The following is a 22,272-nucleotide window of genomic DNA, read 5'->3' on the forward strand; positions in this document are numbered from 1 at the left end:
TGGCGGCACGCCTCATCCTGCCGGTCCGGAGGTGGCGCGGAGCAGCCGCGCGGCGATCTCGGCCAGCTCGGCGCGGGCCGGCGCGGGGAGCCGGACCTCGTAGTCCACGCCGGCGGGGATCCAGGACAAGCCGAACAGCACGTCCTGGATCGAGGCGCCGCCCATCGGCCAGGACGTCCGCCCGTCCGGCATCTCCTCGGCCCCCTCGGCCCAGGGCCCGAACGCCGCACGCACCTGGTCGAGGCCGAGGTCGATCACGGCACGGCCTTCGAGCGGCTGGGGTCCCGAGAGCGCCGCGGCGGCCACGAACTGGGCGGCGCCGCCGGGCGGCAGGGGCCGGGGATCGAAGCGCGCCCGGGTGTGGAAGAGCCCGTCGAGCCGGTCGACGCGGAAGGTCCTCCAGTCGTCGCGTTCGAGGTCCCAGGCCAGGAGGTACCAGCGGCCTTCGGCGGGGACCAGGGTGTAGGGCTCGGCGTGCCGCTTCGATGCCTCGCCGCCGGCGGCGGTGTAGCCGAAGCGGATGCGTTCGTGGTCGCGGCAGGCCAGGGCCAGCTCCCCGACGACGTCGGGCGAGACGGGCGGCGCGTCGGGGCCGGCGGGCTGGACGAACTCGGCGAGCGCGCTGACGCGGCGCCGCAAGTGCGCGGGCAGGACCTGTTCCAGCTTGCCGAGGGCCGCGAGGGTCGTGTGGGGGCCGTCGACGAGTCGCTGGGTGGCGGCGACGCGCAGGCCGATCGCCATCGTCACGGCCTCCTCGTCGGTCAGCAGCAGCGGCGGCACGGCCGAACCGGCCTCCAGCCGGTAGCCGCCGTCGGCGCCCGGGACGGATTCGACCCGGTACCCGAGCTCGCGGAGGCGTTCGACGTCGCGGCGCAGCGTCCTCTCCGAGACGCCGAGCCGCACGGCCAGCTCCGGGCCGCCCCAGTGCCGGTGTGTCTGGAGCAGGTTGAGCAGGTTCAGCGTCCGCGCTGTCGTATCGGCCATGGCTACATTCTGCCGGTCATTGCGGACTAAAACTGTCCGCAATGCTCCGTAGCGTGGGTTCCATGAACTCCGACACGATCATCCACAGCCGCGGCCTCGCCAAGCGCTTCACGTCCAAGGGCCAGGACGTGCAGGCGGTGGCGGGACTCGACCTCGACGTCGCCCGCGGCGAGCTGCTGGCCTTCCTGGGCCCGAACGGCGCGGGCAAGTCCACGAGCCTGCGCCTCCTGACCACCCTGCTGCGCCCCTCGGCCGGAACCGCGGCCGTCGCCGGGTGCGACATCCTGGCCGATCCGGCCGGCGTCCGGTCCCGGATCGGCTACGTCGGCCAGGGCACGAGCGGGAGCTTCTCCCAACGCGTCCGGGACGAACTGCTGAGCCAGGGCGCCTTCTACGGCCTGGGACGGCGCGAGGCCGCACGGCGCACCGACGAGCTCATCGAGTCGCTCGAGCTGGGGCCGATCGCCACGCGCACGGTCCAGCAGCTCAGCGGCGGGCAGAAGCGCCGCCTCGACATCGCGCTGGGACTGGTCCACGCTCCCGAGCTGCTGTTCCTCGACGAACCGTCCACCGGGCTGGATCCGCAGAGCCGCGCGAACCTCTGGGAGCACATCCTGCAGCTGCGCCGCAGCCACGGGACCACGGTGTTCCTCACAACGCACTACCTCGAGGAGGCCGACCGCTACGCCGAACGCGTCATGGTGATGGACCGCGGCCAGGTCATAGCTGACGACACCGCGGACGCCCTCAAGGCCGGCCTCGCCGGGGATGCCGTGACGATCGGATTCGCCGATCCGGCGCGGGCGCAGGACGCCCGCGCGGCCCTCTCCTCCGCCGTCGGCGCCGAGGCACGGCAGGAGGAGGACGACGCCGGACGCCCCGTCCTCGCGGTCACCGTCCCCGATGGCGCGGGCCGGCTGCCGGACATCGTCCGGGCGCTCGACGCGGCGGGGCTGCCGCCCCGCTCCGCGGCGGCGGTACCGCCGACCCTCGACGACGTCTTCCTGGCCCTCACGGGGCGTTCGCTGCGCGAGGCCGACCTGGCCTCCGAGGACGCCGGGGACGCCGACACCCCCACCACCCACGACACCTCCACCACGCACAGCACTCCGAACGAGAAGGCGGGCCGGCCATGAGCAGCATCGTCAACGACAGCTTCAACGTCCTGGTCCGCGAGCTGCGGCCCGTCCGGCGGGATCCGTTCTCGCTGATCTTCAGCCTCCTGCAGCCGCTGGTCTTCCTGGGCCTGTTCACGCCGCTGCTGATCGGCCAATCCGGGGCCCCGGCGGCGGAGACGCTGCAGTGGTTCGTCCCGGGGATCCTCGTGATGATCGTGCTGTTCGGCACGGGGGCGGTGGGCTCGAACCTGCAGTACGAGATGATGACGGGCGCCCACGAGCGCACGCTCGTCGCCCCGATCGCCCGCTCCTCACTCCTCGTCGGCCGCGCCCTGAAGGAAGTGGTGCCGATCGCCGTGCAGGCCCTCGTGATCGTGGCGATCGCCTTCCCGTTCGGCTTCCGGGCCCATCCGTTGGGCCTCGCGGCCGGGCTCGTGCTGCTCGCGGTCTTCGGGATCGGCCTGGGATCGCTCAGCTACTCCCTGGCGCTCGCGACCCGCGAGCACGAGTGGCTGTTCTGGGGCGTACAGCAGATGCTGATCTTCCCGCTGCTGATCCTCTCCGGGATGCTGCTCCCGCTCGAGGACGGCCCCGGCTGGATGCGGGCCGTGGCCGCCGTGAACCCGCTCAGCCACCTCGTCACGGCCGAGCGCGCCCTGCTCGGTGGCGAGCTCGGCGCGCCCGTCGTGTGGTGGGGACTGCTCGCGGCCGTCGCCGTCGCCGCCGTCGGACTCGTCGTCGGGATCCGTTCCATGCGCCGCAGCTGACGTGCCGCACCCGCGCCGTCCGGACCGCGGCCGCGGTCTAGACTGGGGCGGGTGAGCACCGCAGCCCTTCCCCCCCAGGTTTCCGACGTCTTCGACCCCGTCCGCTGGCGCGAGGTCGAGGGCTTCGACTTCGAGGACATGACGTACCACCGCCAGGTCGAGCGCGCCGCCGACGGCACGATCGTCCGCGATCTGCCCACGGTCCGCATCGCGTTCAACCGCCCCGAGGTCCGCAACGCGTTCCGCCCGGGCACCGTGGACGAGCTGTACCGGGCCATGGACCACGCCCGCATGACGCCCGACGTCGCGACCGTCCTGCTCACGGGCAACGGCCCCTCCCCCAAGGACGGCGGCCACGCCTTCTGCTCCGGCGGCGACCAGCGCATCCGCGGACGCGACGGGTACCGCTACGCCGAGGGCGACACGGCCGAGACGATCGACCCGGCCCGGGCCGGCCGCCTCCACATCCTGGAGGTCCAGCGGCTCATGCGCACCATGCCCAAGGTCGTGATCTCCGTGGTCAACGGCTGGGCGGCCGGCGGCGGGCACTCCCTGCACGTCGTCTCCGACCTGACGATCGCCTCCCGCGAGCACGGCCGCTTCAAGCAGACCGATGCGACCGTGGGCTCGTTCGACGCCGGATACGGCTCCGCGCTCCTCGCCCGGCAGGTCGGCCAGAAGACCGCGCGGGAGATCTTCTTCCTCGCACGGGAGTACTCGGCCCAGGACATGGTGGCCAAGGGAGCCGTCAACGAGGCCGTCGAGCACGCGCGGCTCGAGGACGTCGCCCTCGAATACGCCGCCGACATCGCCCGGCAGTCCCCGCAGGCCCTCCGGATGCTCAAGTTCGCGTTCAACCTGGCCGACGACGGGCTCGCCGGCCAGCAGGTCTTCGCCGGCGAGGCGACCCGCATGGCCTACATGACCGACGAGGCCGTCGAGGGCCGCGATGCCTTCCTCGCCAAGCGCGATCCGGACTGGTCCAACCACCCCTACTACTTCTAGACCATGGCGCCCCCGACCCCCGAGCACCCCTCCACCGATGCCCAGCCGGCCCTCGCGGCGCTGACGGCCGCCCTCGGAGGCGAGGGCCCCGCCGTCGAACTCCTCCCCGGCGGCACCCCGGGCGCCTACCGGATCGCGGCCGCGGCGGACGCGCCCGAGGGGACGGCCGCCGTCGTCCGCACCTCCGGAAGCACGGGAACGCCCAAGCGCACGGCGCTGACCGTGGAGTCGCTCGCGGCGTCGTCGATGGCCACGGCCCTCCGGCTGGGCTTCGAGGGCCAGTGGCTCCTCGCCCTGCCCGTGCACTACGTGGCGGGGCTCTCGGTGCTGACGCGGAGCCTCTTCGCCGGGACCCGCCCCTGGGCCCTCGACCTCTCGCGCGGTTTCACGGCCGAGGCGTTCACAGAGGCGGCCGGCCAGCTGACGGACCGCACGCGCATCACCTCGCTCGTCCCCACCCAGCTGCAACGGCTCCTCGCCGACGGTTCGGCCACCACGCTCGCGGCCCTGCGGCGCTTCGACGCGATCCTGCTCGGCGGCGGCCGGGCCCCGGACGCGCTCCGCGAGGAGGCCCGGCGCCAGGGGCTGCGCATCCACCTGAGCTACGGGATGAGCGAGACGTGCGGCGGGTGCGTCTACGACGCCGAGCCGCTGCCCGGCGTGCGGATCGCCGCGCGGGAGGGCCGGATCTGGATCGGCGGGGAGGTCGTGGCCGGCGGGTACCTGGGCGACCCGGAGCTGGACCGGCGACACTTCAGCGTCGACGCGGACGGCACGCGCTGGTTCATGACCGACGACCTGGGCACCGTGGGCGGCTCCGCGGACGCCGAGGCCGAGGGCCCGGAGGACGACGCCGGTTCCGCCCGCCCGGGCGCGGGAGGAACGCTCGTCATCGAGGGCCGCGTCGACGACGTCGTGAACACGGGGGGCGTCAAGGTCTCCGCCGGCCAGGTGCAGCGGGTGGCCGAGGCCGTGCCCGGCGTGTCCGCGGCGCTCGTCGTGGGGGTCCCGGACGAGGAGTGGGGCACCGCCGTCGGAATCCTGCTGGTTCCGCACACGGGCGGGGCCACCCCGGGCCAGGCGCCCGCCGCGGCCGCCGGTCTGCGGGAGGAGATCGCGCAGGCGGTGCGCACGGAGCTCGGCGCGGCGGCGGTCCCCCGCCGTTGGGCCGTCCTCGACGCGCTGCCGCTGCTGCCCCACGGCAAGCCCGACCGGCAGGCGGCGATTTCGCTGCTGGAGCGGGCGGGGAGAGAATAGGGGGCTGGAACCCCGCCGTCTGCCCGGAAGGATCACCGTGGCCACTGCCGCCCAATGGATCGAAGGCGCCCGCCTGCGCACCCTGCCCATGGCCGTGGCACCCGTCGTCGTGGGTACGGCCGCGGCGTACGAGGTCGACGGGAACCTGCACTGGGTCCGCGCCCTCCTCGCGGCCGCCGTCGCCCTGCTGCTGCAGATCGGCGTGAACTACGCCAACGACTACTCGGACGGGATCCGGGGCACCGACGACGTCAGGGTCGGCCCGTTGAGGCTGACCGGTTCCGGCGCCGCGTCCCCGCGCCAGGTCAAGGCCGCCGCGTTCGCCTGCTTCGGGGCCGCGATGCTGGCCGGCGCCGTGCTGATCCTCGTGTCGACGGCGTGGCCGCTGGTCCTCGTGGGTCTGGCCGCCGTCTTCGCGGCGTGGGGCTATACGGGCGGCAGGAACCCCTACGGCTATCTCGGCCTCGGCGAGGTCTTCGTCTTCCTGTTCTTCGGCCTCGTCGCCACGCTCGGCACGACGTTCACCCAGGTGTTGCGCCTCACCGCGCCGGCCTGGGTCGGCGCGATCGGCATCGGGCTCATCGCGACGGCGCTCCTGATGGCCAACAACGTCCGGGACATCCCCACGGACCGCGAGGTCGGCAAGCGCACCCTCGCCGTCCGGATGGGCGACGACGCCGCCCGGATCAGCTACGTCATGATGCTGGCGCTCGCGCTGCTGCTGCCGCTCGTCCTGCTCGGCGACCACCCGTGGCTGCTGCTGGTCCTGCTGATCGCGCCGCTGTGCCTGGTGCCCTCGTGGACGATGCTCAAGGCGCAGGACCGGGCCGCCATGATTCCCGTGCTCAAGCAGACGGGCATGATCAGCCTCGGCTATGCGGCCTTGTTCGCCGCCGGCCTCGTGATCACCGTGGCCCTGCGGACGGCCTAACCGCGGGGTCCGGTTCCGGGCCGGGGATCGGCTCCGGGGTCGATCCCGTCCTCGGCGGCCTCGTCGTCGAGCTCGACCGATCCCTTGTGGCGGCTGCGGCGCCCGGCCAGCCCGTCACGCAGTTCCTCGGTGGCTGCGATGCGCAGGCGGTTGAAGAACAGATAGCTCACGCAGAAGGCGAAGACGAGGGCCACGGCTCCGGCGGCGTAGAGGTTCCAGCGCAACCCCCAGGCCAGTCCGATGAAGACCGTGAAGAAGAGGGCGAGCCGCAGGGCGGTGTACTTGAGGAACTGCACCGGTCCATTCTACCGGCGGTAAAACTGGGCCGTGATCTTGACTAGACTGTAGGGATGGTGAGGAACATCATCCTGGCGTCCCTGGTGGCGCTGGCGATCACGATCTACGCGCTCATTGAGTGCATCAGGACCCGCCCGCAGGACGTGCGCAGCATCTCCAAGCCGGCGTGGATCCTGGCCATTGTGCTGCTTCCGCTGATTGGCGCGGGCTTGTGGTTCTGGCTGGGGCGGCCCCGCTTCGGAAACGGCGGTGGAGCGCCCGGCAACCGGGGCGGCAGCGCGCCGCGCCCCTCTGCACCCGACGACGACACCGAATTCCTCCGGAACCTGGAGCGCCAGCGCCGGCAGCAGGCGCGCGAGGAAGGGCTGCGCCGCAAGGAAGCCGAGCTCAAGGCCAAGGAAGAGCAGCTGAAGAAGGACAAGCCGCAGGACCCCAACCAGAACTGACGCAGCCGGATGCCCGTCCGGCACGTTGGGGTCGCAGATCCTGTGTCTTTCGGGCCGGCGGAGGAGTGCAGGCCTTTGAGGCAGGGGAATGCGGCGGTGCCGTTGAGGATGATGCCGAGGCGGCCGACCAGCTGCGCGGCCACGCCTTGCCTCCCGTCTCACGGAACATCACGCTGGACGTCGCGGAGCCCGGGCGCACCCACGCCGCCAGCGCACGGGCCGGCATCGAGTCCTTGCGGGCGATCGAGGACGTCGTCACGGCCGCGCCAAGGCCGTCACAGGAAGGTTCGAGCGTGAACGAGGCCGGTAGGGACCCGAACCTGGAGCAGGAGTCCGCGTTGGACAGCGGGCCCGGTGGAGCCGCGGCGTCCGCGTCGGGGACCCCGGCGTGCCCGTGAAGCCCGCCCTCCCGCACGCCTCCCGGCATGCCGGACCAGGGCCTGCGGCCCGTCTTCGGATCGTCGAGGGGTTCTGAACCAGCCGCCGGGGCGAGGCGGGCGACGCACGACATCGAGCAGTGCCTCATTCCATCGGGAACGTTCACGATGGGCGATTCCTCGGGGGACCGCAATCCCGCCGACGGCGAGGTGCCACGGCATTCGGTCTCGCTCGCGGCATTCTTCATCGACGCGACGCCGGTCACGAACGACGCGTTCGCACGCTTCGTCGGGGACACCCGGTATGCAACGGAAGCGGAGTCGTTCGGATTCTCGGCGGTCTTCCATCTCGCGCTCGCCGCCCCGGAGGAGGACGTCATGGGCATCACCGCCGGGGCCCCTTGGCGGCTCGGCGTGCGGGGAGCCGACTGGCGGCGTCCGGGCGGCCGTCGCTCTTCGATCGAAGGCCTGGGGCATGACCCGGTCGTCCACGTCAGCTGGAACGACGCGACGGCGTCCTGCGAGTGGGCCGGCCGGCGCCTCCCGACCGAGGTGGAGTAGCACGCCGCACGCGGCGGCATCGACGCGGCCACGTACCCGTGGGGAGACGATGAGGTCGATGCCGGGGGTGGCGCGCCAACATCTGACAAGGCGAGTTCCCGGGCCTGAACACGCAGGATGACGGGTTCCTCACCACGGCCCCGGTCCGGACGTTCGAGCCGAACGGATTCGGCCTGTGGCAATCGGTCGGGAACGTGTGGGAATGGTGCCCGGACTGGTTCGATCCGGACTACCACCGCCACTCACCCGGTGCCGCGCCGGCCGGTCCGGACCAAGGGCAGGCCCGTTTGGGTTGCAGATCCTGCGCCTTCCAGGCTGCCGAAGCCACCTGATCTGCAAGGCAGACCCGTGGGATCCCCTAGACGCCTGCGTAGGAATGCAGGCCGTTGAAGTAGAGGTTCACCACGGTGAAGTTGAAGATGATGCAGAGGTAGCCGATGATGCTGAGCCAGGCCGAGCGCGCGCCGGTCCAGCCCCGCGTGGCCCGCGCGTGCAGGTAGCCCGCGTAGACGACCCAGATGACGAAGCTCCAGACCTCCTTGGTGTCCCAGCCCCAGTATCGGCCCCAGGCGGCTTCGGCCCAGATGGCCCCGGCCATGACCGTGAACGTCCACATGACGAACGAGATCGCGTTGACGCGGTAGGCGAAGTTCTCCAGCGACGCGGCAGAGGGTACCAGGCGCAGGAACGGCAGCTTGTCCGGCTTCCCGGCGGCCAGGGCGTCCTGGCGGCGGTGCTGGATCAGCTGCAGTACGGCCATGGCAAACGTGATGGTGAAGAGGGCCGAGGCGAGGACCGCGATGGAGACGTGGATGATGAGCCACGGGCTCTGCAGCGCCGGAACCAGGTGGGCCACGGGCGTCGGGAAGCCCATCGTCGCCCCGCACAGCATGAGCGTGACCAGGCCGATCACGAACGTCCCCATGAACCTCAGGTCCTTGCGCAGCAGCACGCCGAGGAACACGAGCGCCACGACGAGGGCGCCGGTCGAGAGGAACTCGTACATGTTCCCCCACGGCATGCGTGCGGCCGCGATGCCGCGGGAGACCACGGCGGCCAGGTGCACGACGGCGGCGATCCAGGTCAGCGAGACGGCCACCTTCGCGGCGAGCCGCCTCGCGGCACCGTCGGTGTAGTCCATCGACTCGTGCACGAGCGCTCCGTCGGCCCCGATCAGGCCGTCCTCGGTCCCCTCGCCGGCGGACGCGGCGCCGGAAGGCGGGCCGTCCGGCGTCGTCTCCGGGCTGGCGCCCACGGTACCGGAACCCGCCGCTCCGGCGCCCGCGGCCTGCACGTGGCCGGCGTGGGCGAGCTGGCGCGCCTCCTCGGCGAGCGAGCGGGACTCGAGCTCTCGGATCGTGCGGCTGGACTTCGCCAGGTCCCAGGCGAACGCGATGAACGCCACGGCGTACGCCAGCGCGGCGAGCAGCATGAACAGGTCGCTGTAGGCGCCGAGGTCCTCGTTGATGGTGGGCATCGTCGTTGCTTCTCCTAGACTGGCACGCGCTCGGCGCCGGTGAATTCACGCTCGAAGAGCGACTGCAGTTCGCGGGCCTCGGTGGCGAGTCGCGGATCCTCGCCGCGGGCCAGCAGTCCGTATTCAAGGATACGCCCGTGCTCACCCGAGCCGCCGTCGCCTCCGTCACCCTCGCCGCCGTCCTCCAGGATCTTGACCCAGGCGCGGCGGCGCGGCGTGAAGAGCGACACGGCCAGGCCCAGGAGCGCGAGCGCCGCGAAGACGGCCACGGGGACCTTGGCGGGGTCGTGGTGGATGTCGAGGGCGACGTAGCGCTTGAGCCCGTCGAAGCTGATGGAGCCGTGGCCGTCCGGCAGCTCGATCGTCTCCCCGGGATTGAGGACCAGGCCGCCCGCGTCGAGGGTCCGGCTATTGAGCTCCGTCAGCTCGTCGGTGTCCAGGACGTAGACGTTCTGCGGCGCCCCGTCGTCGAGCCCGAGGTCCCCGAAGTAGGAGTTCAGCTGCAGCTGCGGCAGCGCGGGGCTGGGGTCGAGGGAGATGCCGACGCCGTCCAGCACGCCCGCCGTGGGCAGGAACAGGCCGACGAAGCCGAGCTGCTCGGGCCGCGCGTCGGGCACCTTGGCCACCATCAGCGAGGTGTAGACGCCGTCCTGCGGGACCGCGATGACGGGTTCCTGCAGGGCGATGTCGCCGTTGCCGTCGCGGACCGTGATGACGGGGGCGTAGCCGTTGCCGACGAGGTAGACGTCCGAGCCGCCGATGCGCAGCGGGTGGTTGACGCGGATCTGGCGCGGGGTCTCCTCGCCGCCGGGCGTGTCCGTGGTGCGCACGCTCGCGTTGAAGTCGATCGGCTGGCCGAAGTGCGTGCTGGACTCGCGGTCGAACGTGACCTCGAACTTGTCCAGCGCCACCGTGAACGGGCTGAGCCGGTCGACGTCGACGGCGGTTCCGGGCGAGAGCGCGTCGTAGGCGACGGCCGTGTTGACGAAGGTGTCCCCCTCGACGAGGATCCGCTGGCCGTTGTAGCCGAACGCGCCGCCGACGGCCACGCCCGCGAGGATCCCGATGAGGGAGGTGTGGAAGACGAGGTTGCCGATCTCCCGCACGTAGCCGCGCTCGGCACCGACGGAGGCACCCTGGGCGCCGTCGCGGACCTCGGTGCGGTAGCCGCGCTTCTTCAGCAGTGCGGCGGCGCGGGCCGCGGTCTCGGAGGACGACGCCGGGGCCGCGCCGGGTGCCAGGGCGATCCTTCCGTGCTCCGGCAGCCGGGACAGGCGCGCCGGGGTGCGCGGCGGCGGGGTGCGGAGCGCCTGCCAGTGCTTCTTGGCCCGGGGGATGATGCAGCCGATCAGGGAGATGAACAGCAACAGGTAGATCGAGGAGAACCAGACGGACGAGTAGACGTCGAACAGCTGGAAGCGGTCGAGCCACTCCCCCAGCACGGGCTCGTTCTGCAGGTACTGGGTGACCTGTTCGGGGTTGACGCCGCGTTGCGGGAAGAGCGAGCCGGGCACGGCGGCGACGGCGAGCAGGAGCAGCAGGAACAGGGCCGTGCGCATGCTCGTGAGCTGCGTCCAGGCCCAGCGGATCATGCCGAGCGGGCCGAGGGCGGGCAGCGCGGCGTCGGCCTTGGCCTGCGCCGTGGCGGAACGGGGCTTCGTGTCTTCTGCCATCAGATGGGCAACCTCACCTCGTTGGCGAACCAGTTCTGTAGTTGCATCACCCAGGTGTCCCACAGCCCGCTGACCATGACGAGTCCCAGGAGGATGAGCATGCCGCCGCCGGCCAGCATCACGGCGCGCTGGTGGCTGCGGAAGAAGCGCAGGGCGCCCATGCCCCGGCGCAGGCCGAGGGCGATCAGGATGAACGGCACGCCGAGGCCCATGCAGTAGGCGAACGTCAGCAGCCCGGCGCGGCCGAGGTCCGGGTCGGCGCCGCTGCTCATGAGGATGACGGCGGAGAGCGTGGGGCCGATGCAGGGGGCCCAGCCGAGGCCGAAGACCATGCCGAGGACGGGGGCCCCCCAGAGTCCGGCGGGTGGGCGGGCGTGGATCTTGCGGTCGCGCTGGAACCAGCTGAAGCCGCCCATGAAGACGACGCCCATGAGGATCACGACGACGCCGAGGATCCGGGAGACCCAGTCGCTGTTGAGCGTGAACCAGCTGAGGATCTGGGTGAAGAGGACGCCGACGGTCACGAACACGGCGGTGAAGCCGAGGACGAACAGGCCGATCCCGGCGACCATCCGCCCGCGCTTCTGCTCGGCGAGGTCGACCCCGGTCAGCCCGGTGACGTAGCCGAGGTAGCCGGGAACGAGCGGCAGGACGCACGGCGAGAGGAAGGACACGAGCCCCGCGAGGACGGCGATGGGCGCGGCGACCAGGAGGGAGCCGTCGAGGGCGATCTCCGCGAACGGGTTCGCCTGCGCGGCCAGCCCCGGGCCGGTCGTGACGAGGGCGGGGATCACGCGGGCTCGGCGACGCGGTCGGCGATGAGCGTCTTCAGCGTGGACTTCTCGATGGCGCCGAGCACGCGCGCGGCGACCCGGCCCTGCTTGTCGAGGACGAGCGTGGTGGGCACGGCGCGCGGGTTCACGTACTGGGTCAGGCCCATGAGGATCGACCCGGTGGTGTCCGGCGCGGACGGGTAGGGGATCTTGAAGTTGCGTTCGAAGGCCTCGGCCGTGGCCTTCTGGTCCCGGACGTTGACGCCCAGGAAGTCGACGCCCTGGTCCTGGAACTCCTCGTAGAGCTCGACGAGGTGCGGCGCCTCGACGCGGCAGGGGGCGCACGCGGCGTACCAGAAGTTCAGGACCGTGACGCGCCCGACCCAGGCGGAGGAGTCGATGTCCGTGCCGTCGTAGAGCGTTCCCGTGAGGCGCACCGGTTCACCGCGCGACTCCGCCGCGTATTCCTGGACGGAGCCGTCGCCGGCGATGTAGTTCTTGTTGTCGCCTTCGCGGGCCTGCTTCGCGAGCGGGTCCTCGACCGCGCTGCACGCGGCCAGGGGGACGACGGCGGCGAGCAGCGCGGCGGCGCGCAGGACGGTGCGGCGGCCCGGCTCGGGGGAATCGGATGGGTGGGCAGGGGTCATCGGGTCAGGCTCCAGGGAGGTTCGCGGCGTTGACCAGGAGGTCGGCGCAGGGTTCGGCGTAGCGGACCGACGAGAGGGCCTCCCCCTCGAAGTCCAGGCTGGTCACGGAGGCGAGAGTGCATTCGCGGCGACGCGGATCGTGCCAGAGCCGCCGGCCTTCGGCCGCCAACCGGGTCACCCAGATCGGCAGCTGGTGGGCGACGAGGATGACCTCGGCGCCCGGCCCCCCCTGTGCCACGGCGGCGTCGCGGTGTTCCCGCACGGCGGCCATGACCCGCTCGACCTGGTCCCGATAGGGCTCCCCCCAGGACGGACGGAAGGGATTGACGAGGTAGGGCCACAAGCGGGGGTCGCGGAGGCGCCCGGCCATGTGGGACATGCCCTCGAAGTGGTTGCCCGCCTCGACGACGCGCTGCTCCGTGCCGAGTTCGAGCCCCAGGGCGCGGGCCGTCGGGGCGGCCGTCTCCTGGGCCCGCAGCAGGGGCGAGGCCGCGATCGCGACGATGTTGGCTCCGGCGTCGCGCCGCTGCGCGAAGTATTCGGCGGCGCGGTCGGCCATTTCGCGGCCGAGCCCGGAGAGCCGGTAGCCCGGCAGCCGCCCGTACAGCACCTTGTCCGGATTGTGGACTTCTCCATGGCGGAGCAGGTGGACGGTGGCGGTGGGCATGCCTCCAGTGTCTCAAACCTTTGCGGGCTGGCCTAAATGCGGGCCGTGATTCCGGTCGCGCTCCGCTCTGGAAGACGGGGTGGGCCTTCCCTAGAGTGGAGGGACGAACGACGCACGACAGGTGAGGCACCACGGCGGCACGGGTCCACGGCCCGGGGCAAGGAGCACCGCGATGAGGATCCCCGAGGGCATCACGTCTGGACGGTGGACGCTGGATCCGACCCACTCGGAGGTCGGCTTCACGATCCGGTACGCCGGGATCAGCAAGGTGCGGGGCCGCTTCACGGACGTCGAGTCCGTGATCTCCGTCGGTCCGACCGTGGACGACTCCGCCCTCTACGCGGTGATCCAGGCGGTGTCCTTCGACTCCCGCGACCCGGCGAGGGACACCCACGTGCGCAGCCCGGACTTCTTCGACGTGGAGCGCTTCCCGACCCTGGGCTTCACGGCGACGTCGATCACGGGCGACGGCCACGAGTTCCTGCTGACCGGCGACCTGACCATCCGCGACGTCACGCGCGCGGTGGAGCTCTCGGTCGAGTACGCCGGCACTGCCGTGGATCCGGCCGGCGTGGTGCGGGCCGGTTTCTCCGCCGAGACCGTCATCTCCCGGAAGGACTTCGGCCTGACGTGGAACGCGGCCCTCGAGGCCGGCGGGGTCCTCGTCGGGGACAAGGTGACGATCGTCCTCGACGTCGCCTTCATCCGCTCCGGATAGCGGCACCACTGGCGCAATCATCCTCCACATCATCCTTGGTGATGATGCCCCCCGGCCGGGCCCGGCGGCTACTGTGGGATTCAGAACCACCAACGCCCAGGAGGAATCATGAGCACTCCCGAGAACAACCCCGAGGTCCCCGAGCCCCCGCGCTACGGGCAGCGCCTTCCGCAGCCCGGCCAGGACGGATCCGGCCAGGGGGCCGGACAACAGGGGCAGCAGCCCGCGCAGCAGCCGGGCCAGCCGCAGCAGGGCGGCGCCGCCGGCTCGTACCCCCCGGCTCCCCCGCAGTCCTACGGCCAGCCGGGGCAGCCCCCGGCCGCACAGCCCGGCCAGTACGGCCAGCCCGGCGCCTACGGACAGGCCGGACAGCAGGGACAGTCGGGGCCCTACGGACAGCCTGGCCAGGGCGCACCGTACGGGCAGCCGGGCCAGCAGTCCTACGGCTACCAGCAGCCGATGCCCGGGAGCGCCGGTTTCGGCGCGCCCGCCGGCCCGCTCGAGCGGCCGAAGGAACTGAACATCTCCTTCTGGCTCGTCCTCGCCGCCGGCGCGCTGACCCTCGTGTCCGGACTCGTCCTGCTGCTGATGCCCTCCTCCGCCCTCGAGACCGCCATCCAGGACGCCTTGACGATGCAGGGCTCCGCGACCCAGGACGAGCTCGCGGCGGCCGGCGTCGACGCGGCCGCCCTGGCCTCCATGACCCGGACGGTCGGCTTCGTGGTCATGCTCATCGGTTCGGGCATCTACGCCCTGCTGGCGTTCTTCATCCGCAAGGGCAGCAACGGCGCCCGCATCACGGCCACGATCCTCGCCGGACTGTCCGTGATCGGCCTCTTCGGCGCCGACGTGCTGACGCTCGTGGTCATCCTGGTCGGCATCGCGGGCGTCGTGTTCGCGTGGCTCAAGCCCTCGAGCAACTACATCGCGGCCAAGAAGGCCGCGAAGCACCAGGGCTTCGGCGCCTGACGCCGGGGCACCGACCCCGCCGGCCGAAGCGCCGGCCAATCACCGACAAGGCGGCCGGACGGAGTAATCCGTCCGGCCGCCTTGGCGTTCGGGATCCACAGGCTAGAGGTGGCTGCCCGGCGTCGTCGCGTAGTAGGCCAGGAGCTGCAGCTCGCGGGCCATGTCCACCTTGCGCAGGACGACGTCCGGCGGAACCTGGAGGACGACGGGGGCGAAGTTGAGGATGTTGCGCACGCCGGCGGCGACGAGCCGGTCGCACAGCTCCTGCGCGGCCGCCGCGGGCACGGCCAGGACCGCCATGTTGATGCCCTCGGCCAGCACGGCGTCCTCGAGGCCCGCCGCGTCGGCGACCACGAGGTCGGCGTAACGCCGCCCCACGAGGGAGGCATCGGCGTCGTACAGCCCCACCAGACGGAAGCCGTTCTCGCGGAACCCCGCGTACCCGGCCAGCGCGCGGCCCAGGTTGCCGGCGCCGACGATCCCCACGCGCCAGTCGTTGTTGAGCCCGAGGGTCGTCGCGATGGAACCGGCCAGCTGCATCACGCCATAGCCCACGCCCCGCCGGCCGAAGCTGCCGAGCATCGACAGGTCCTTGCGCAGGATCGCCGGGTTGACGCCCGCGGCATCGGCCAGGACCTCCGAGGACACCGTCTCGAGCCCGGCGGCGCCGAGGCGCTCGAGCACGCGCCGGTAGAGCGTCAGGCGTTCCAGCGTCGCCTCGGGAAGCGTCTTCTCCGCCGGCCTCATGCGCCCAGGAGCCCCGCGAGCCGCGCGGGGTCGATGACCCAGAAGTCGCGCTGCACGCCGTCGATCATCAGCACCGGGACCTCCTCGCCGAAGCGGTGCCGCAGCTCCGGGTCGTCGTCGATCCCCCGTTCCGTCCAGGGCACGCCCAGGCGGCCGCACACCTCGTCGAGGGTGGCACGGGCCGCGGCGCACAAGTGGCAGCCCTCGCGGGTCAGCAATTCGACGACGGGCGCCTCGGCACGTGCTTCCATGCCGACTAATCTACCGGCGGACCGGCCGCGCACGGGCACGGACGGCGCCCGGCCCGCTGTGGCGCGTGCCATAGACTGGGGCCATGCCACAGCCGCCCGCCGGCCGCACCGTGCCCTCGCCCGTGCGCCCGATGACAGGAGCAGAGGCCGCCTTCTTCGACGTCGACAACACGATGATGCGCGGCGCGAGCCTGTTCGCCGTCGCCCGGAAGATGTATGCGCGCAAGGCCTTCAGCCTCCGCCACGCGGCCTCCTTCGGCCTCAAGGCCCTCTGGTACGCGGTGCGCGGGGAGCACGTCGGCGACATCCACGCCGTGCGGGACCAGGCGCTCGCCCTCGCCGCGGGGGTCCTCGTCGACGACTTGTCGAGCCTGGGCGACGAGGTCTACGACGAGTTCATCGCCTCCAAGATCTGGCCCGGAACGCGGGCCCTCGCGGACCAGCACCTGCGCGCCGGGCGTCGCGTCTGGCTCGTGACGGCCACGCCGCTCGAGGTCGCCACCGTGATCGCGGACCGGCTCGGGCTCTCCGGGGCGCTCGGCACGCAGGTGGAGCACACCGACGGCGTCTACACCGGCCGGCTCGTGGGAGAGATCCTGCACGGCCCCGCGAAGGCCGTCGCCGTCGCCCGGCTCGCCGAGGAAGAGGGGCTCGACCTGGCGCAGTGCTGGGCCTACAGCGACTCGTCCAACGACCTTCCGCTCCTGGAGGCCGTGGGGCATCCCGTGGCGATCAACCCGGACGCCAAGCTGCGCCGCCACGCCGTGCGCAACAACTGGCCCGTCTACGACTTCAGGACCGGCCGCCGCGCCGCGACGTGGACGCTCAAGGCGGCGACCGTGTCCGGGGCCGTCTACGGACTCTGGCGCGGTCTGGGGCGGGTCCGCGGCCGCTGATCCGAGACCCCGCCGGGCGCTGGCCCGGGGGCGTCCCCGGGGCGGTCCGGCACCTGCCGTGATCGCACGTCGGGGAGAACGACGGCGGGGCCGCACCCTCGAGAGATGCGGCCCCGCCGTCGTCATCACCTGCCGCGTCGGCGGCCGGCGCCTACTTCTTGTTGCGGCGCTGGTGGCGGGTCTTGCGAAGCAGCTTGCGGTGCTTCTTCTTGGCCATACGCTTGCGGCGCTTCTTGATCACAGAGCCCATTGGTTCCTCACAAACTTCAGATTCGGTGGTTGCGTTCCCGCCGCAGACGGTCGGACTGCAACCAACACGGACGTTAAACGTTCCTTAACAGGTTACCTGCTCCGCGCGGCGGCCCTGACCACTTCCGGTCAGGCGGTCTCGGAGGCCCCGTCGATCCGGGCCTTGCGCAGGTAGTCCTCGACGGCGGTCTCCGGGACGCGGTAGGAGCGGCCGAAGCGCACCGCGGGCAGTTCCGCCGAGTGCACCAGGCGGTACACGGTCATCTTGGAGACGCGCATGACCTCGGCGACCTCGGCCACCGTCATAAAGCGCGCGTTCGCAAAGTTCTTCGCGTCAGCCATCCCCGGTTCTTCTCCTGCCCTTGGACAATTCCCCCACCGCACAACGGCGTTCGCATGTCCCCGATGGGATGCCGTCTAAGGGGCAACTCTAGTGGCAGATGGGGCGATTGTGAAACCTCGGCTCCACCGTGTGGACACGATCGGGCGGCTCCGGGCGCCCTCGCGGCCCGGACGGCGGAGCGATGCCCCTTGATGTGAGCCGCACCACGGGTCTAGAGTGTGGTCTAACCACACGCTGTGGTCTTACCACAAGCGATCCGCGTGCCACGCCTCCAAGGAGAGTCCATGACCACCCAGTCCGTGACCCAGCAGCCGGCAACCACCGAGGACACGGCCCGGCAGTCCGCCGCCGCGGCGTCGGAGCCGGCCCCCCTCCAGTCCCCGGCCCCGGCGCGTCCGGGTGCCGGGGACGCCGTTCCGGCCGACCGCCCCGTGCCGCCGGCGCTGCGCCGCCGCGTTCCGAAGTACTCGGACCTGGCCCCGCTCATGCAGTTCAAGAAGCCCTCCTTCGGCAACGCCTCCCGCCTCGCGGCGGCGCAGACCATCGGCGATCTGCGGGCCCTGGCCAAGCGCCGGACGCCCCAGGCTCCCTTCGACTACACCGACGGCGCGGCGGAGGCCGAGGTCACGCTCAACCGGGCCCGTTCCGCGTTCTCCGAGCTCGAGTTCCGCCCCGGCATCCTGCGCGACGTCTCCCACGTGGACCTGAGCACGGACATCCTCGGCGGCACCTCCCGCCTTCCCGTCGGGATCGCACCGACCGGCTTCACCCGCATGATGCAGTCGGAAGGAGAATACGCGGGATCCCGCGCGGCCGAGGCCGCGGGCATCCCCTACACGCTGTCCACGATGGGCACGGCGTCGATCGAGGACGTCGCCGCCGCCGCGCCCGCGGGCCGCAACTGGTTCCAGCTCTACCTGTGGACGGACCGCGAGAAGTCGCGCGAGCTGATCGACCGGGCCGCGCGCGCCGGCTACGACACCCTCATGGTCACCGTGGACACGGCCGTCGCCGGGGCCCGGCTCCGCGACGTGCGCAACGGCATGACGATCCCGCCGTCGCTGACGCTCAAGACGGTCCTGGACGCGTCCTACCGGCCGGCCTGGTGGTTCAACTTCCTGACCCACGAGCCCCTGACGTTCGCCTCGCTGTCCCGCTACACCGGCACCGTCGCCGAGCTGATCGACTCCATGTTCGACCCCTCGCTGACCTACGACGACCTGGACTGGCTGCGCGGGACCTGGAAGGGCAAGCTCGTCGTCAAGGGAATCCAGACGGTCGAGGACGCCCGCAAGGTGATCGAGCACGGGGCGGACGGCGTCGTGGTCTCCAACCACGGCGGCCGGCAGTTGGACCGCGCACCCGTGACCCTGCACCTGCTCCCCGAGGTCTCGGCCGCCGTGAAGTCCGTCAACCCGGACGCCGCCGTCATCCTCGACACCGGCATCATGAGCGGGGCCGATATCGTCGCCGCGCTCGCCCTCGGCGCCGACTTCACGCTCATCGGCCGCGCCTACCTCTACGGGCTCATGGCCGGCGGGCGCGCCGGCGTGGACCGCGCGCTGGCGATCCTGGAGAAGGACATGAAGCGGACCCTGGCGCTCCTCGGCGTCTCCCGGCTCTCCGAGCTCACGCCGGAACACGTCCGCATTCCGCGGCCGTAGCGCGCGGCGGTCGCGCCGGCCGCACGACGCCGATCGGGCCCGAGAGCTAGATGACGCCGAGGGCCAGCATCGCGTCCGCGACCTTGACGAAGCCGGCGATGTTGGCGCCCGCGACGTAGTTCCCCGGCTGCCCGTAGGCCTCGGCGGTGCGGGCGCAGTCATCATGGATGGAGACCATGATCTGGCCGAGGCGCCGCTCGGTGTGCTCGAACGACCAGGCGTCGCGGCTCGCGTTCTGCTGCATCTCCAGGGCGGACGTCGCGACGCCGCCGGCATTGGCGGCCTTGCCCGGGCCGAAGAGCACGCCGGCCTCCTGGAAGATCTGGGTGGCCTCGGCCGTGCAGGGCATGTTGGCGCCCTCGGCCACGGCGAGGACGCCGCGCTCCACGAGCCGCTTGGCCGCCGTGGCGCCGAGCTCGTTCTGCGTGGCCGACGGGATCGCGACGGTGGCATCGACGTCCCACACGTTGCCGTCGGCCACGTAGGCCGTGCCGTTGCCGCGCCGCTGGGCGTACTCGCTGATGCGGCCGCGCTCGTTCTCCTTGATCTGGCGCAGCAGGTCCACGTCGATCCCGTGCTCGTCCACGATGTACCCGGAGGAATCGGAGGCGGCGACGACGAGGGCACCGAGGCTCTGGGCCTTCGCGACGGCGTTGATCGCGACGTTGCCGGAGCCGGAGACGACGACGCGTTGCCCGTCCAGGCTCTGCCCGCGGGTCTTGAGCATCTCGGCGGCGAAGAGGACGGCCCCGTAGCCGGTGGCCTCCGGGCGCACGAGCGAACCGCCCCAGCCGATCCCCTTGCCCGTCAGGACGCCTGACTCATAGCGGTTGGTGATGCGCTTGTACTGGCCGAACAGGTAGCCGATCTCCCGGCCGCCCACGCCGATGTCGCCCGCGGGGACGTCGGTGTACTCGCCGATGTGGCGGTAGAGCTCCGTCATGAACGACTGGCAGAACCGCATCACCTCGGCGTCGGACTTGCCGCGCGGATCGAAGTCCGAGCCGCCCTTGCCGCCGCCGATCGGCATGCCGGTCAGGGCGTTCTTGAAGACCTGCTCGAAGCCGAGGAACTTGACGATGCCCAGGTAGACCGAGGGGTGGAAGCGCAGGCCGCCCTTGTAGGGGCCGAGGGCCGAGTTGAACTCGACGCGGAAGCCGCGGTTGATCCGCACCTGGCCCGAGTCGTCGGTCCACGGCACGCGGAAGATGATCTGCCGCTCGGGCTCGCACATGCGCTGCAGGATCGCGGCGTCCATGTACTCGGGGTGGCGGCGTGCCACGGGCTCGAGGGTCTCGAAGACCTCGTTGACGGCCTGGTGGAACTCGGCCTCGCCGGGGTTCCGGCGGAACACCTCGTCCCGGATGCTTGCCAGATGCTGGTCCACTCGTGCTCCTCCTTGCGGCGCGGTGCGGCTCCCCGGTGCGGGCACCGGGGGACGGTCTCGGTCATCGAGCTTGCCACGCGGCGCCCGGACGGGGCGCGCCGGGCTGCAACAATGCCCGCGCGGCACGTAACACCCCCTGGCTCAGCGGCGGCGTCCGAAGCGGGGCTTCGGGAGCTTGTCGAGCAGGTCCTGCGCGCGGCCGGTGACCTGCTCCACGGTGCGCCCGACCGTCCGCCCGATCTGCTGGGCGCCGGCGGCAGCCTCGCGGGAAGGCACGACGCCGGAGCCCGGCACCGCGGCCGGCCCGCCGGAGGCGGGACGTGCGTCGGGGTCGTCCGCGGCACCGCCGGGGGCCGAGGCGGCAGGGGCGGCAGAGGCGGTGGCGCCCGTCGTCCCGACCGGGCCGGCCGCCTCCACGCCGGCGGGGTCGTCGGCGGCCCGGGGGCTGAACCGGGCGATCCACTCCGCGGCGGGTTCGAGCGGGGCCAGGTCGATCCCGTAGAAGCGCCGCTGGCCGACGGCGCGCGTCGTGACGAGCCCGGCCTCGCGCAGGACCTTGAGGTGCTTGGAGACCGTGGGCTGGCTGACGCCGAGGACCTCGACGAGCTCGCCGACCGAGCGCTCCGCGCCGTGCAGCTCGTCGAGGATGCGTCGTCGGGTCGGTTCAGCGATCACGGGGAAGACATCGGCGGCCATCCCATCACCCTAACCGCATATACGCCGCGGGGCATTCTTCGCTACGCCGTCGTGACGCGGAAGCGCCCCTCGACAGGGGAGCTAGTCGAACCAGGGGTCGAGGCCGAAGAGGGGGAAGACCTCCTTGCGGGTGGCCATGACCGTGCGGTCGACGGGGTCGGCGGGGTCGTAGCCGACCTCCCACGAGCGCCACCACAGCTCGGCGTCGTCGTTCATCCACTGCGGGGCTTCGCCGTAGCGCTCCTCGACGTAGCTGCGCCACGGGGCCGGGACCTCGGTGCGCAGCGGGACGGGGCGCCCGGAGGCGATCGCGACGAGGTGCGCCCAGGCCCGGGGCACGACGTGTGTGATGTTGTACCCGCCGCCGCCCGTGGCGATCCACCTCCCGGCGCACAGCCGTTCGGCGAGGTCGGCGATGTCCAGCATGTTCTGCCGCTGGGCGTCGACGCTGAGGCGGAGGTTGGTCAGCGGGTCCTTGGCGTGGCCGTCGCAGCCGTGCTGGCTCACGATCACCTCGGGTGCGAAGGCGGCCGTGATCTGCGGGACGACGGCGTGGAACGCGCGCAGCCAGCCGGCGTCGCCCGTCCCCGCGGGGACGGCGACGTTCACGGCCGTGCCCGGCGCCCCGGGGCCCCCGGACTCGTTCGCGAAGCCCGTGCCCGGGAAGAGGGACATCCCGGACTCGTGGAGGGAAATCGTCATGACGCGGGGATCGTCCCAGAAGATCGACTGCGTCCCGTCGCCGTGGTGGGCGTCGACGTCGATGTAGGCCACGCGCTGCACGCCGCCGTCGAGCAGGCGCTGGACCGCCAGCGCGGCGTCGTTGTAGATGCAGAAGCCGCTCGCGGCGGATCGGGAGGCGTGGTGCATGCCGCCGCCGAAGTTCACGGCGTGCACGGCACGGGAGTCCAGGATCGCGTCGGCCGCGAGCAGGGAGCCTCCGGCGAGGCGGGCGCTGGCCTCGTGCAGTCCCGGGAAGAGCGGGTTGTCCTCGGTGCCGAGCCCGCGGGCCGCGTCGGGGACGTCGGGGTGCTCGCTCGCGCGGCGGACGGCGGCGATGTAGTCGGCGTCGTGCACGAGCCCCAGTTCGGCATCGTCCGCGACGGACGGCTCCGCGAGCGAGACGGTCGGCGCCTCGAGGACCCCGAGTTCGTCGATGAGCCGCTTGGTGAGGTCGAGGCGGGCCGGGTGCATGGGATGGCTGTCGCTGAAGCGGTAGGCCATCATGCCGGGGCTCCACACGAGCTGCGTGGGGGGCAACGGCGCCGTGCTCTTGATCATCACCGTTTCAGGCTAACGGACGCGCGTGTGTCCCAGCGCACGGCGGCCCCGCCGGCCTGCCACTCCACGGGGTCCGCGGGTGGTTTACTAT

25 protein-coding genes and 1 pseudogene are annotated in these 22,272 nt (G+C 71.9%); 12 read left to right on the forward strand and 14 right to left on the reverse strand.

What is annotated here, in order from left to right; all coding sequences use genetic code 11:
* Positions 1-12: 12 nt before the first annotated feature.
* Positions 13-984 carry a helix-turn-helix transcriptional regulator gene (locus tag AC0QR5_RS09115; protein ID WP_329861617.1) on the reverse strand — a complete coding sequence of 324 codons (972 nt, stop codon included), beginning with the start codon at positions 982-984 and terminating at the stop codon, positions 13-15.
* Positions 985-1,046: 62 nt separating this feature from the next.
* Here AC0QR5_RS09115 and AC0QR5_RS09120 point away from each other — a divergent pair, with 62 nt between their 5' ends.
* Genes AC0QR5_RS09120 through AC0QR5_RS09140 form a run of 5 tightly spaced genes read left to right on the forward strand, consistent with a single transcriptional unit; the run spans position 1,047 to position 6,062 of the window.
* Positions 1,047-2,120: an ATP-binding cassette domain-containing protein gene (locus tag AC0QR5_RS09120; RefSeq protein WP_329861619.1), complete on the forward strand. Its 1,074-nt coding sequence runs from the start codon at positions 1,047-1,049 to the stop codon at positions 2,118-2,120.
* Positions 2,117-2,869 (forward strand): ABC transporter permease, encoded by a 753-nt coding sequence (locus AC0QR5_RS09125; RefSeq protein WP_329861621.1) that lies wholly within the window; start codon positions 2,117-2,119, stop codon positions 2,867-2,869. Before AC0QR5_RS09120 ends, AC0QR5_RS09125 begins: the two co-directional genes overlap by 4 nt.
* 51 nt (positions 2,870-2,920) lie before the next feature.
* Entirely contained in the window at positions 2,921-3,874 is a 954-nt protein-coding gene (locus tag AC0QR5_RS09130) for a 1,4-dihydroxy-2-naphthoyl-CoA synthase (RefSeq protein WP_430633018.1), read from the forward strand.
* 3 nt (positions 3,875-3,877) lie between these two features.
* A complete protein-coding gene (locus AC0QR5_RS09135) occupies positions 3,878-5,131 on the forward strand; it encodes an AMP-binding protein (protein ID WP_329861622.1) in 1,254 nt (417 codons plus the stop codon).
* 37 nt (positions 5,132-5,168) lie between these two features.
* Complete coding sequence (locus tag AC0QR5_RS09140; RefSeq protein ID WP_329861623.1) at positions 5,169-6,062, forward strand: 1,4-dihydroxy-2-naphthoate polyprenyltransferase; 894 nt, start codon at positions 5,169-5,171, stop codon at positions 6,060-6,062.
* Here the strand turns inward: AC0QR5_RS09140 and AC0QR5_RS09145 are convergent.
* The gene (locus AC0QR5_RS09145) at positions 6,059-6,358 is read right to left on the reverse strand and encodes a DUF4229 domain-containing protein (RefSeq protein ID WP_329861624.1); all 300 of its coding nucleotides are present in this window, start codon (positions 6,356-6,358) and stop codon (positions 6,059-6,061) included. The two genes, AC0QR5_RS09140 and AC0QR5_RS09145, sit on opposite strands and share 4 nt — an antisense overlap.
* Positions 6,359-6,412: 54 nt before the next feature.
* Between AC0QR5_RS09145 and AC0QR5_RS09150 the strand changes: the two genes are divergently transcribed.
* The 3 genes and pseudogenes from AC0QR5_RS09150 to AC0QR5_RS09160 form a co-directional block, all read left to right on the forward strand.
* Positions 6,413-6,805 (forward strand): PLD nuclease N-terminal domain-containing protein, encoded by a 393-nt coding sequence (locus tag AC0QR5_RS09150; RefSeq protein ID WP_329861626.1) that lies wholly within the window; start codon positions 6,413-6,415, stop codon positions 6,803-6,805.
* Positions 6,806-6,870: 65 nt separating this feature from the next.
* The gene (locus AC0QR5_RS09155; protein ID WP_329861628.1) at positions 6,871-7,203 is read left to right on the forward strand and encodes a hypothetical protein; all 333 of its coding nucleotides are present in this window, start codon (positions 6,871-6,873) and stop codon (positions 7,201-7,203) included.
* A gap of 27 nt (positions 7,204-7,230) precedes the next feature.
* Positions 7,231-8,033, forward strand: a pseudogene (locus tag AC0QR5_RS09160) (SUMF1/EgtB/PvdO family nonheme iron enzyme); the annotation flags it as partial.
* Between the two features lie 68 nt (positions 8,034-8,101).
* Here the strand turns inward: AC0QR5_RS09160 and ccsB are convergent.
* Genes ccsB through AC0QR5_RS09185 form a run of 5 tightly spaced genes read right to left on the reverse strand, consistent with a single transcriptional unit; the run spans position 8,102 to position 12,980 of the window.
* Entirely contained in the window at positions 8,102-9,220 is a 1,119-nt protein-coding gene (gene ccsB / locus AC0QR5_RS09165; RefSeq protein ID WP_329861631.1) for a c-type cytochrome biogenesis protein CcsB, read from the reverse strand.
* Positions 9,221-9,234: 14 nt separating this feature from the next.
* A complete protein-coding gene (gene resB, locus AC0QR5_RS09170) occupies positions 9,235-10,893 on the reverse strand; it encodes a cytochrome c biogenesis protein ResB (protein WP_329861632.1) in 1,659 nt (552 codons plus the stop codon).
* Entirely contained in the window at positions 10,893-11,684 is a 792-nt protein-coding gene (locus tag AC0QR5_RS09175; protein ID WP_430633065.1) for a cytochrome c biogenesis CcdA family protein, read from the reverse strand. The genes resB and AC0QR5_RS09175 overlap by 1 nt, the downstream gene beginning before the upstream one ends.
* Positions 11,684-12,313 carry a TlpA family protein disulfide reductase gene (locus AC0QR5_RS09180; protein ID WP_329861634.1) on the reverse strand — a complete coding sequence of 210 codons (630 nt, stop codon included), beginning with the start codon at positions 12,311-12,313 and terminating at the stop codon, positions 11,684-11,686. The genes AC0QR5_RS09175 and AC0QR5_RS09180 overlap by 1 nt, the downstream gene beginning before the upstream one ends.
* Positions 12,314-12,317: 4 nt before the next feature.
* Entirely contained in the window at positions 12,318-12,980 is a 663-nt protein-coding gene (locus tag AC0QR5_RS09185) for a histidine phosphatase family protein (RefSeq protein ID WP_329861635.1), read from the reverse strand.
* Positions 12,981-13,152: 172 nt separating this feature from the next.
* Between AC0QR5_RS09185 and AC0QR5_RS09190 the strand changes: the two genes are divergently transcribed.
* Positions 13,153-13,698: a YceI family protein gene (locus AC0QR5_RS09190; protein WP_329861636.1), complete on the forward strand. Its 546-nt coding sequence runs from the start codon at positions 13,153-13,155 to the stop codon at positions 13,696-13,698.
* Positions 13,699-13,806: 108 nt separating this feature from the next.
* Entirely contained in the window at positions 13,807-14,667 is an 861-nt protein-coding gene (locus AC0QR5_RS09195) for a hypothetical protein (protein ID WP_329861638.1), read from the forward strand.
* Positions 14,668-14,769: 102 nt separating this feature from the next.
* Here AC0QR5_RS09195 and AC0QR5_RS09200 read toward each other — a convergent pair whose 3' ends face one another.
* A complete protein-coding gene (locus AC0QR5_RS09200) occupies positions 14,770-15,414 on the reverse strand; it encodes a redox-sensing transcriptional repressor Rex (RefSeq protein ID WP_329861640.1) in 645 nt (214 codons plus the stop codon).
* Complete coding sequence (locus AC0QR5_RS09205) at positions 15,411-15,665, reverse strand: glutaredoxin family protein (RefSeq protein ID WP_329861641.1); 255 nt, start codon at positions 15,663-15,665, stop codon at positions 15,411-15,413. Before AC0QR5_RS09205 ends, AC0QR5_RS09200 begins: the two co-directional genes overlap by 4 nt.
* Before the next feature lie 83 nt (positions 15,666-15,748).
* Here AC0QR5_RS09205 and AC0QR5_RS09210 point away from each other — a divergent pair, with 83 nt between their 5' ends.
* A complete protein-coding gene (locus tag AC0QR5_RS09210) occupies positions 15,749-16,561 on the forward strand; it encodes an HAD family hydrolase (RefSeq protein ID WP_329861642.1) in 813 nt (270 codons plus the stop codon).
* A 151-nt stretch (positions 16,562-16,712) separates the two neighbouring features.
* Here AC0QR5_RS09210 and AC0QR5_RS09215 read toward each other — a convergent pair whose 3' ends face one another.
* Both AC0QR5_RS09215 and AC0QR5_RS09220 read right to left on the reverse strand, forming a co-directional pair.
* On the reverse strand, positions 16,713-16,811 hold the full coding sequence (locus tag AC0QR5_RS09215) for a 30S ribosomal protein bS22 (RefSeq protein WP_003792170.1): 99 nt from the start codon (positions 16,809-16,811) through the stop codon (positions 16,713-16,715).
* A gap of 128 nt (positions 16,812-16,939) precedes the next feature.
* Entirely contained in the window at positions 16,940-17,152 is a 213-nt protein-coding gene (locus AC0QR5_RS09220; protein ID WP_329861825.1) for a helix-turn-helix domain-containing protein, read from the reverse strand.
* A 285-nt stretch (positions 17,153-17,437) separates the two neighbouring features.
* Here AC0QR5_RS09220 and AC0QR5_RS09225 point away from each other — a divergent pair, with 285 nt between their 5' ends.
* On the forward strand, positions 17,438-18,817 hold the full coding sequence (locus tag AC0QR5_RS09225) for an alpha-hydroxy acid oxidase (protein ID WP_329861826.1): 1,380 nt from the start codon (positions 17,438-17,440) through the stop codon (positions 18,815-18,817).
* A 46-nt stretch (positions 18,818-18,863) separates the two neighbouring features.
* Here the strand turns inward: AC0QR5_RS09225 and gdhA are convergent, their stop codons facing one another.
* From gdhA to AC0QR5_RS09240, 3 genes are all read right to left on the reverse strand, one after another.
* On the reverse strand, positions 18,864-20,204 hold the full coding sequence (gene gdhA / locus AC0QR5_RS09230) for an NADP-specific glutamate dehydrogenase (protein ID WP_329861827.1): 1,341 nt from the start codon (positions 20,202-20,204) through the stop codon (positions 18,864-18,866).
* 141 nt (positions 20,205-20,345) lie between these two features.
* Positions 20,346-20,900, reverse strand: a complete 555-nt coding sequence (locus AC0QR5_RS09235) for an ArsR/SmtB family transcription factor (RefSeq protein WP_329861828.1) — start codon at positions 20,898-20,900, stop codon at positions 20,346-20,348.
* 81 nt (positions 20,901-20,981) lie between these two features.
* The gene (locus tag AC0QR5_RS09240; RefSeq protein ID WP_430633064.1) at positions 20,982-22,181 is read right to left on the reverse strand and encodes an acetoin utilization protein AcuC; all 1,200 of its coding nucleotides are present in this window, start codon (positions 22,179-22,181) and stop codon (positions 20,982-20,984) included.
* Between the last annotated feature and the right edge of the window lie 91 nt (positions 22,182-22,272).

This window comes from Arthrobacter sp. J156 (assembly GCF_056172865.1).

Coding starts and splice junctions, on each gene's coding strand:
- AC0QR5_RS09190 (WP_329861636.1), top strand. CDS start 13,153: ATGAGGATCCCCGAGGGCATCACGTCTGGACGGTGGACGCTGGATCCG.
- AC0QR5_RS09180 (WP_329861634.1), bottom strand. CDS start 12,313: ATGACCCCTGCCCACCCATCCGATTCCCCCGAGCCGGGCCGCCGCACC.
- AC0QR5_RS09240 (WP_430633064.1), bottom strand. CDS start 22,181: ATGATCAAGAGCACGGCGCCGTTGCCCCCCACGCAGCTCGTGTGGAGC.
- AC0QR5_RS09115 (WP_329861617.1), bottom strand. CDS start 984: ATGGCCGATACGACAGCGCGGACGCTGAACCTGCTCAACCTGCTCCAG.
- AC0QR5_RS09200 (WP_329861640.1), bottom strand. CDS start 15,414: ATGAGGCCGGCGGAGAAGACGCTTCCCGAGGCGACGCTGGAACGCCTG.
- AC0QR5_RS09225 (WP_329861826.1), top strand. CDS start 17,438: ATGACCACCCAGTCCGTGACCCAGCAGCCGGCAACCACCGAGGACACG.
- AC0QR5_RS09195 (WP_329861638.1), top strand. CDS start 13,807: ATGAGCACTCCCGAGAACAACCCCGAGGTCCCCGAGCCCCCGCGCTAC.
- AC0QR5_RS09120 (WP_329861619.1), top strand. CDS start 1,047: ATGAACTCCGACACGATCATCCACAGCCGCGGCCTCGCCAAGCGCTTC.
- ccsB (WP_329861631.1), bottom strand. CDS start 9,220: ATGCCCACCATCAACGAGGACCTCGGCGCCTACAGCGACCTGTTCATG.
- AC0QR5_RS09135 (WP_329861622.1), top strand. CDS start 3,878: ATGGCGCCCCCGACCCCCGAGCACCCCTCCACCGATGCCCAGCCGGCC.
- AC0QR5_RS09215 (WP_003792170.1), bottom strand. CDS start 16,811: ATGGGCTCTGTGATCAAGAAGCGCCGCAAGCGTATGGCCAAGAAGAAG.
- AC0QR5_RS09185 (WP_329861635.1), bottom strand. CDS start 12,980: ATGCCCACCGCCACCGTCCACCTGCTCCGCCATGGAGAAGTCCACAAT.
- AC0QR5_RS09235 (WP_329861828.1), bottom strand. CDS start 20,900: ATGGCCGCCGATGTCTTCCCCGTGATCGCTGAACCGACCCGACGACGC.
- AC0QR5_RS09150 (WP_329861626.1), top strand. CDS start 6,413: ATGGTGAGGAACATCATCCTGGCGTCCCTGGTGGCGCTGGCGATCACG.
- AC0QR5_RS09205 (WP_329861641.1), bottom strand. CDS start 15,665: ATGGAAGCACGTGCCGAGGCGCCCGTCGTCGAATTGCTGACCCGCGAG.
- AC0QR5_RS09210 (WP_329861642.1), top strand. CDS start 15,749: ATGCCACAGCCGCCCGCCGGCCGCACCGTGCCCTCGCCCGTGCGCCCG.
- AC0QR5_RS09125 (WP_329861621.1), top strand. CDS start 2,117: ATGAGCAGCATCGTCAACGACAGCTTCAACGTCCTGGTCCGCGAGCTG.
- AC0QR5_RS09220 (WP_329861825.1), bottom strand. CDS start 17,152: ATGGCTGACGCGAAGAACTTTGCGAACGCGCGCTTTATGACGGTGGCC.
- resB (WP_329861632.1), bottom strand. CDS start 10,893: ATGGCAGAAGACACGAAGCCCCGTTCCGCCACGGCGCAGGCCAAGGCC.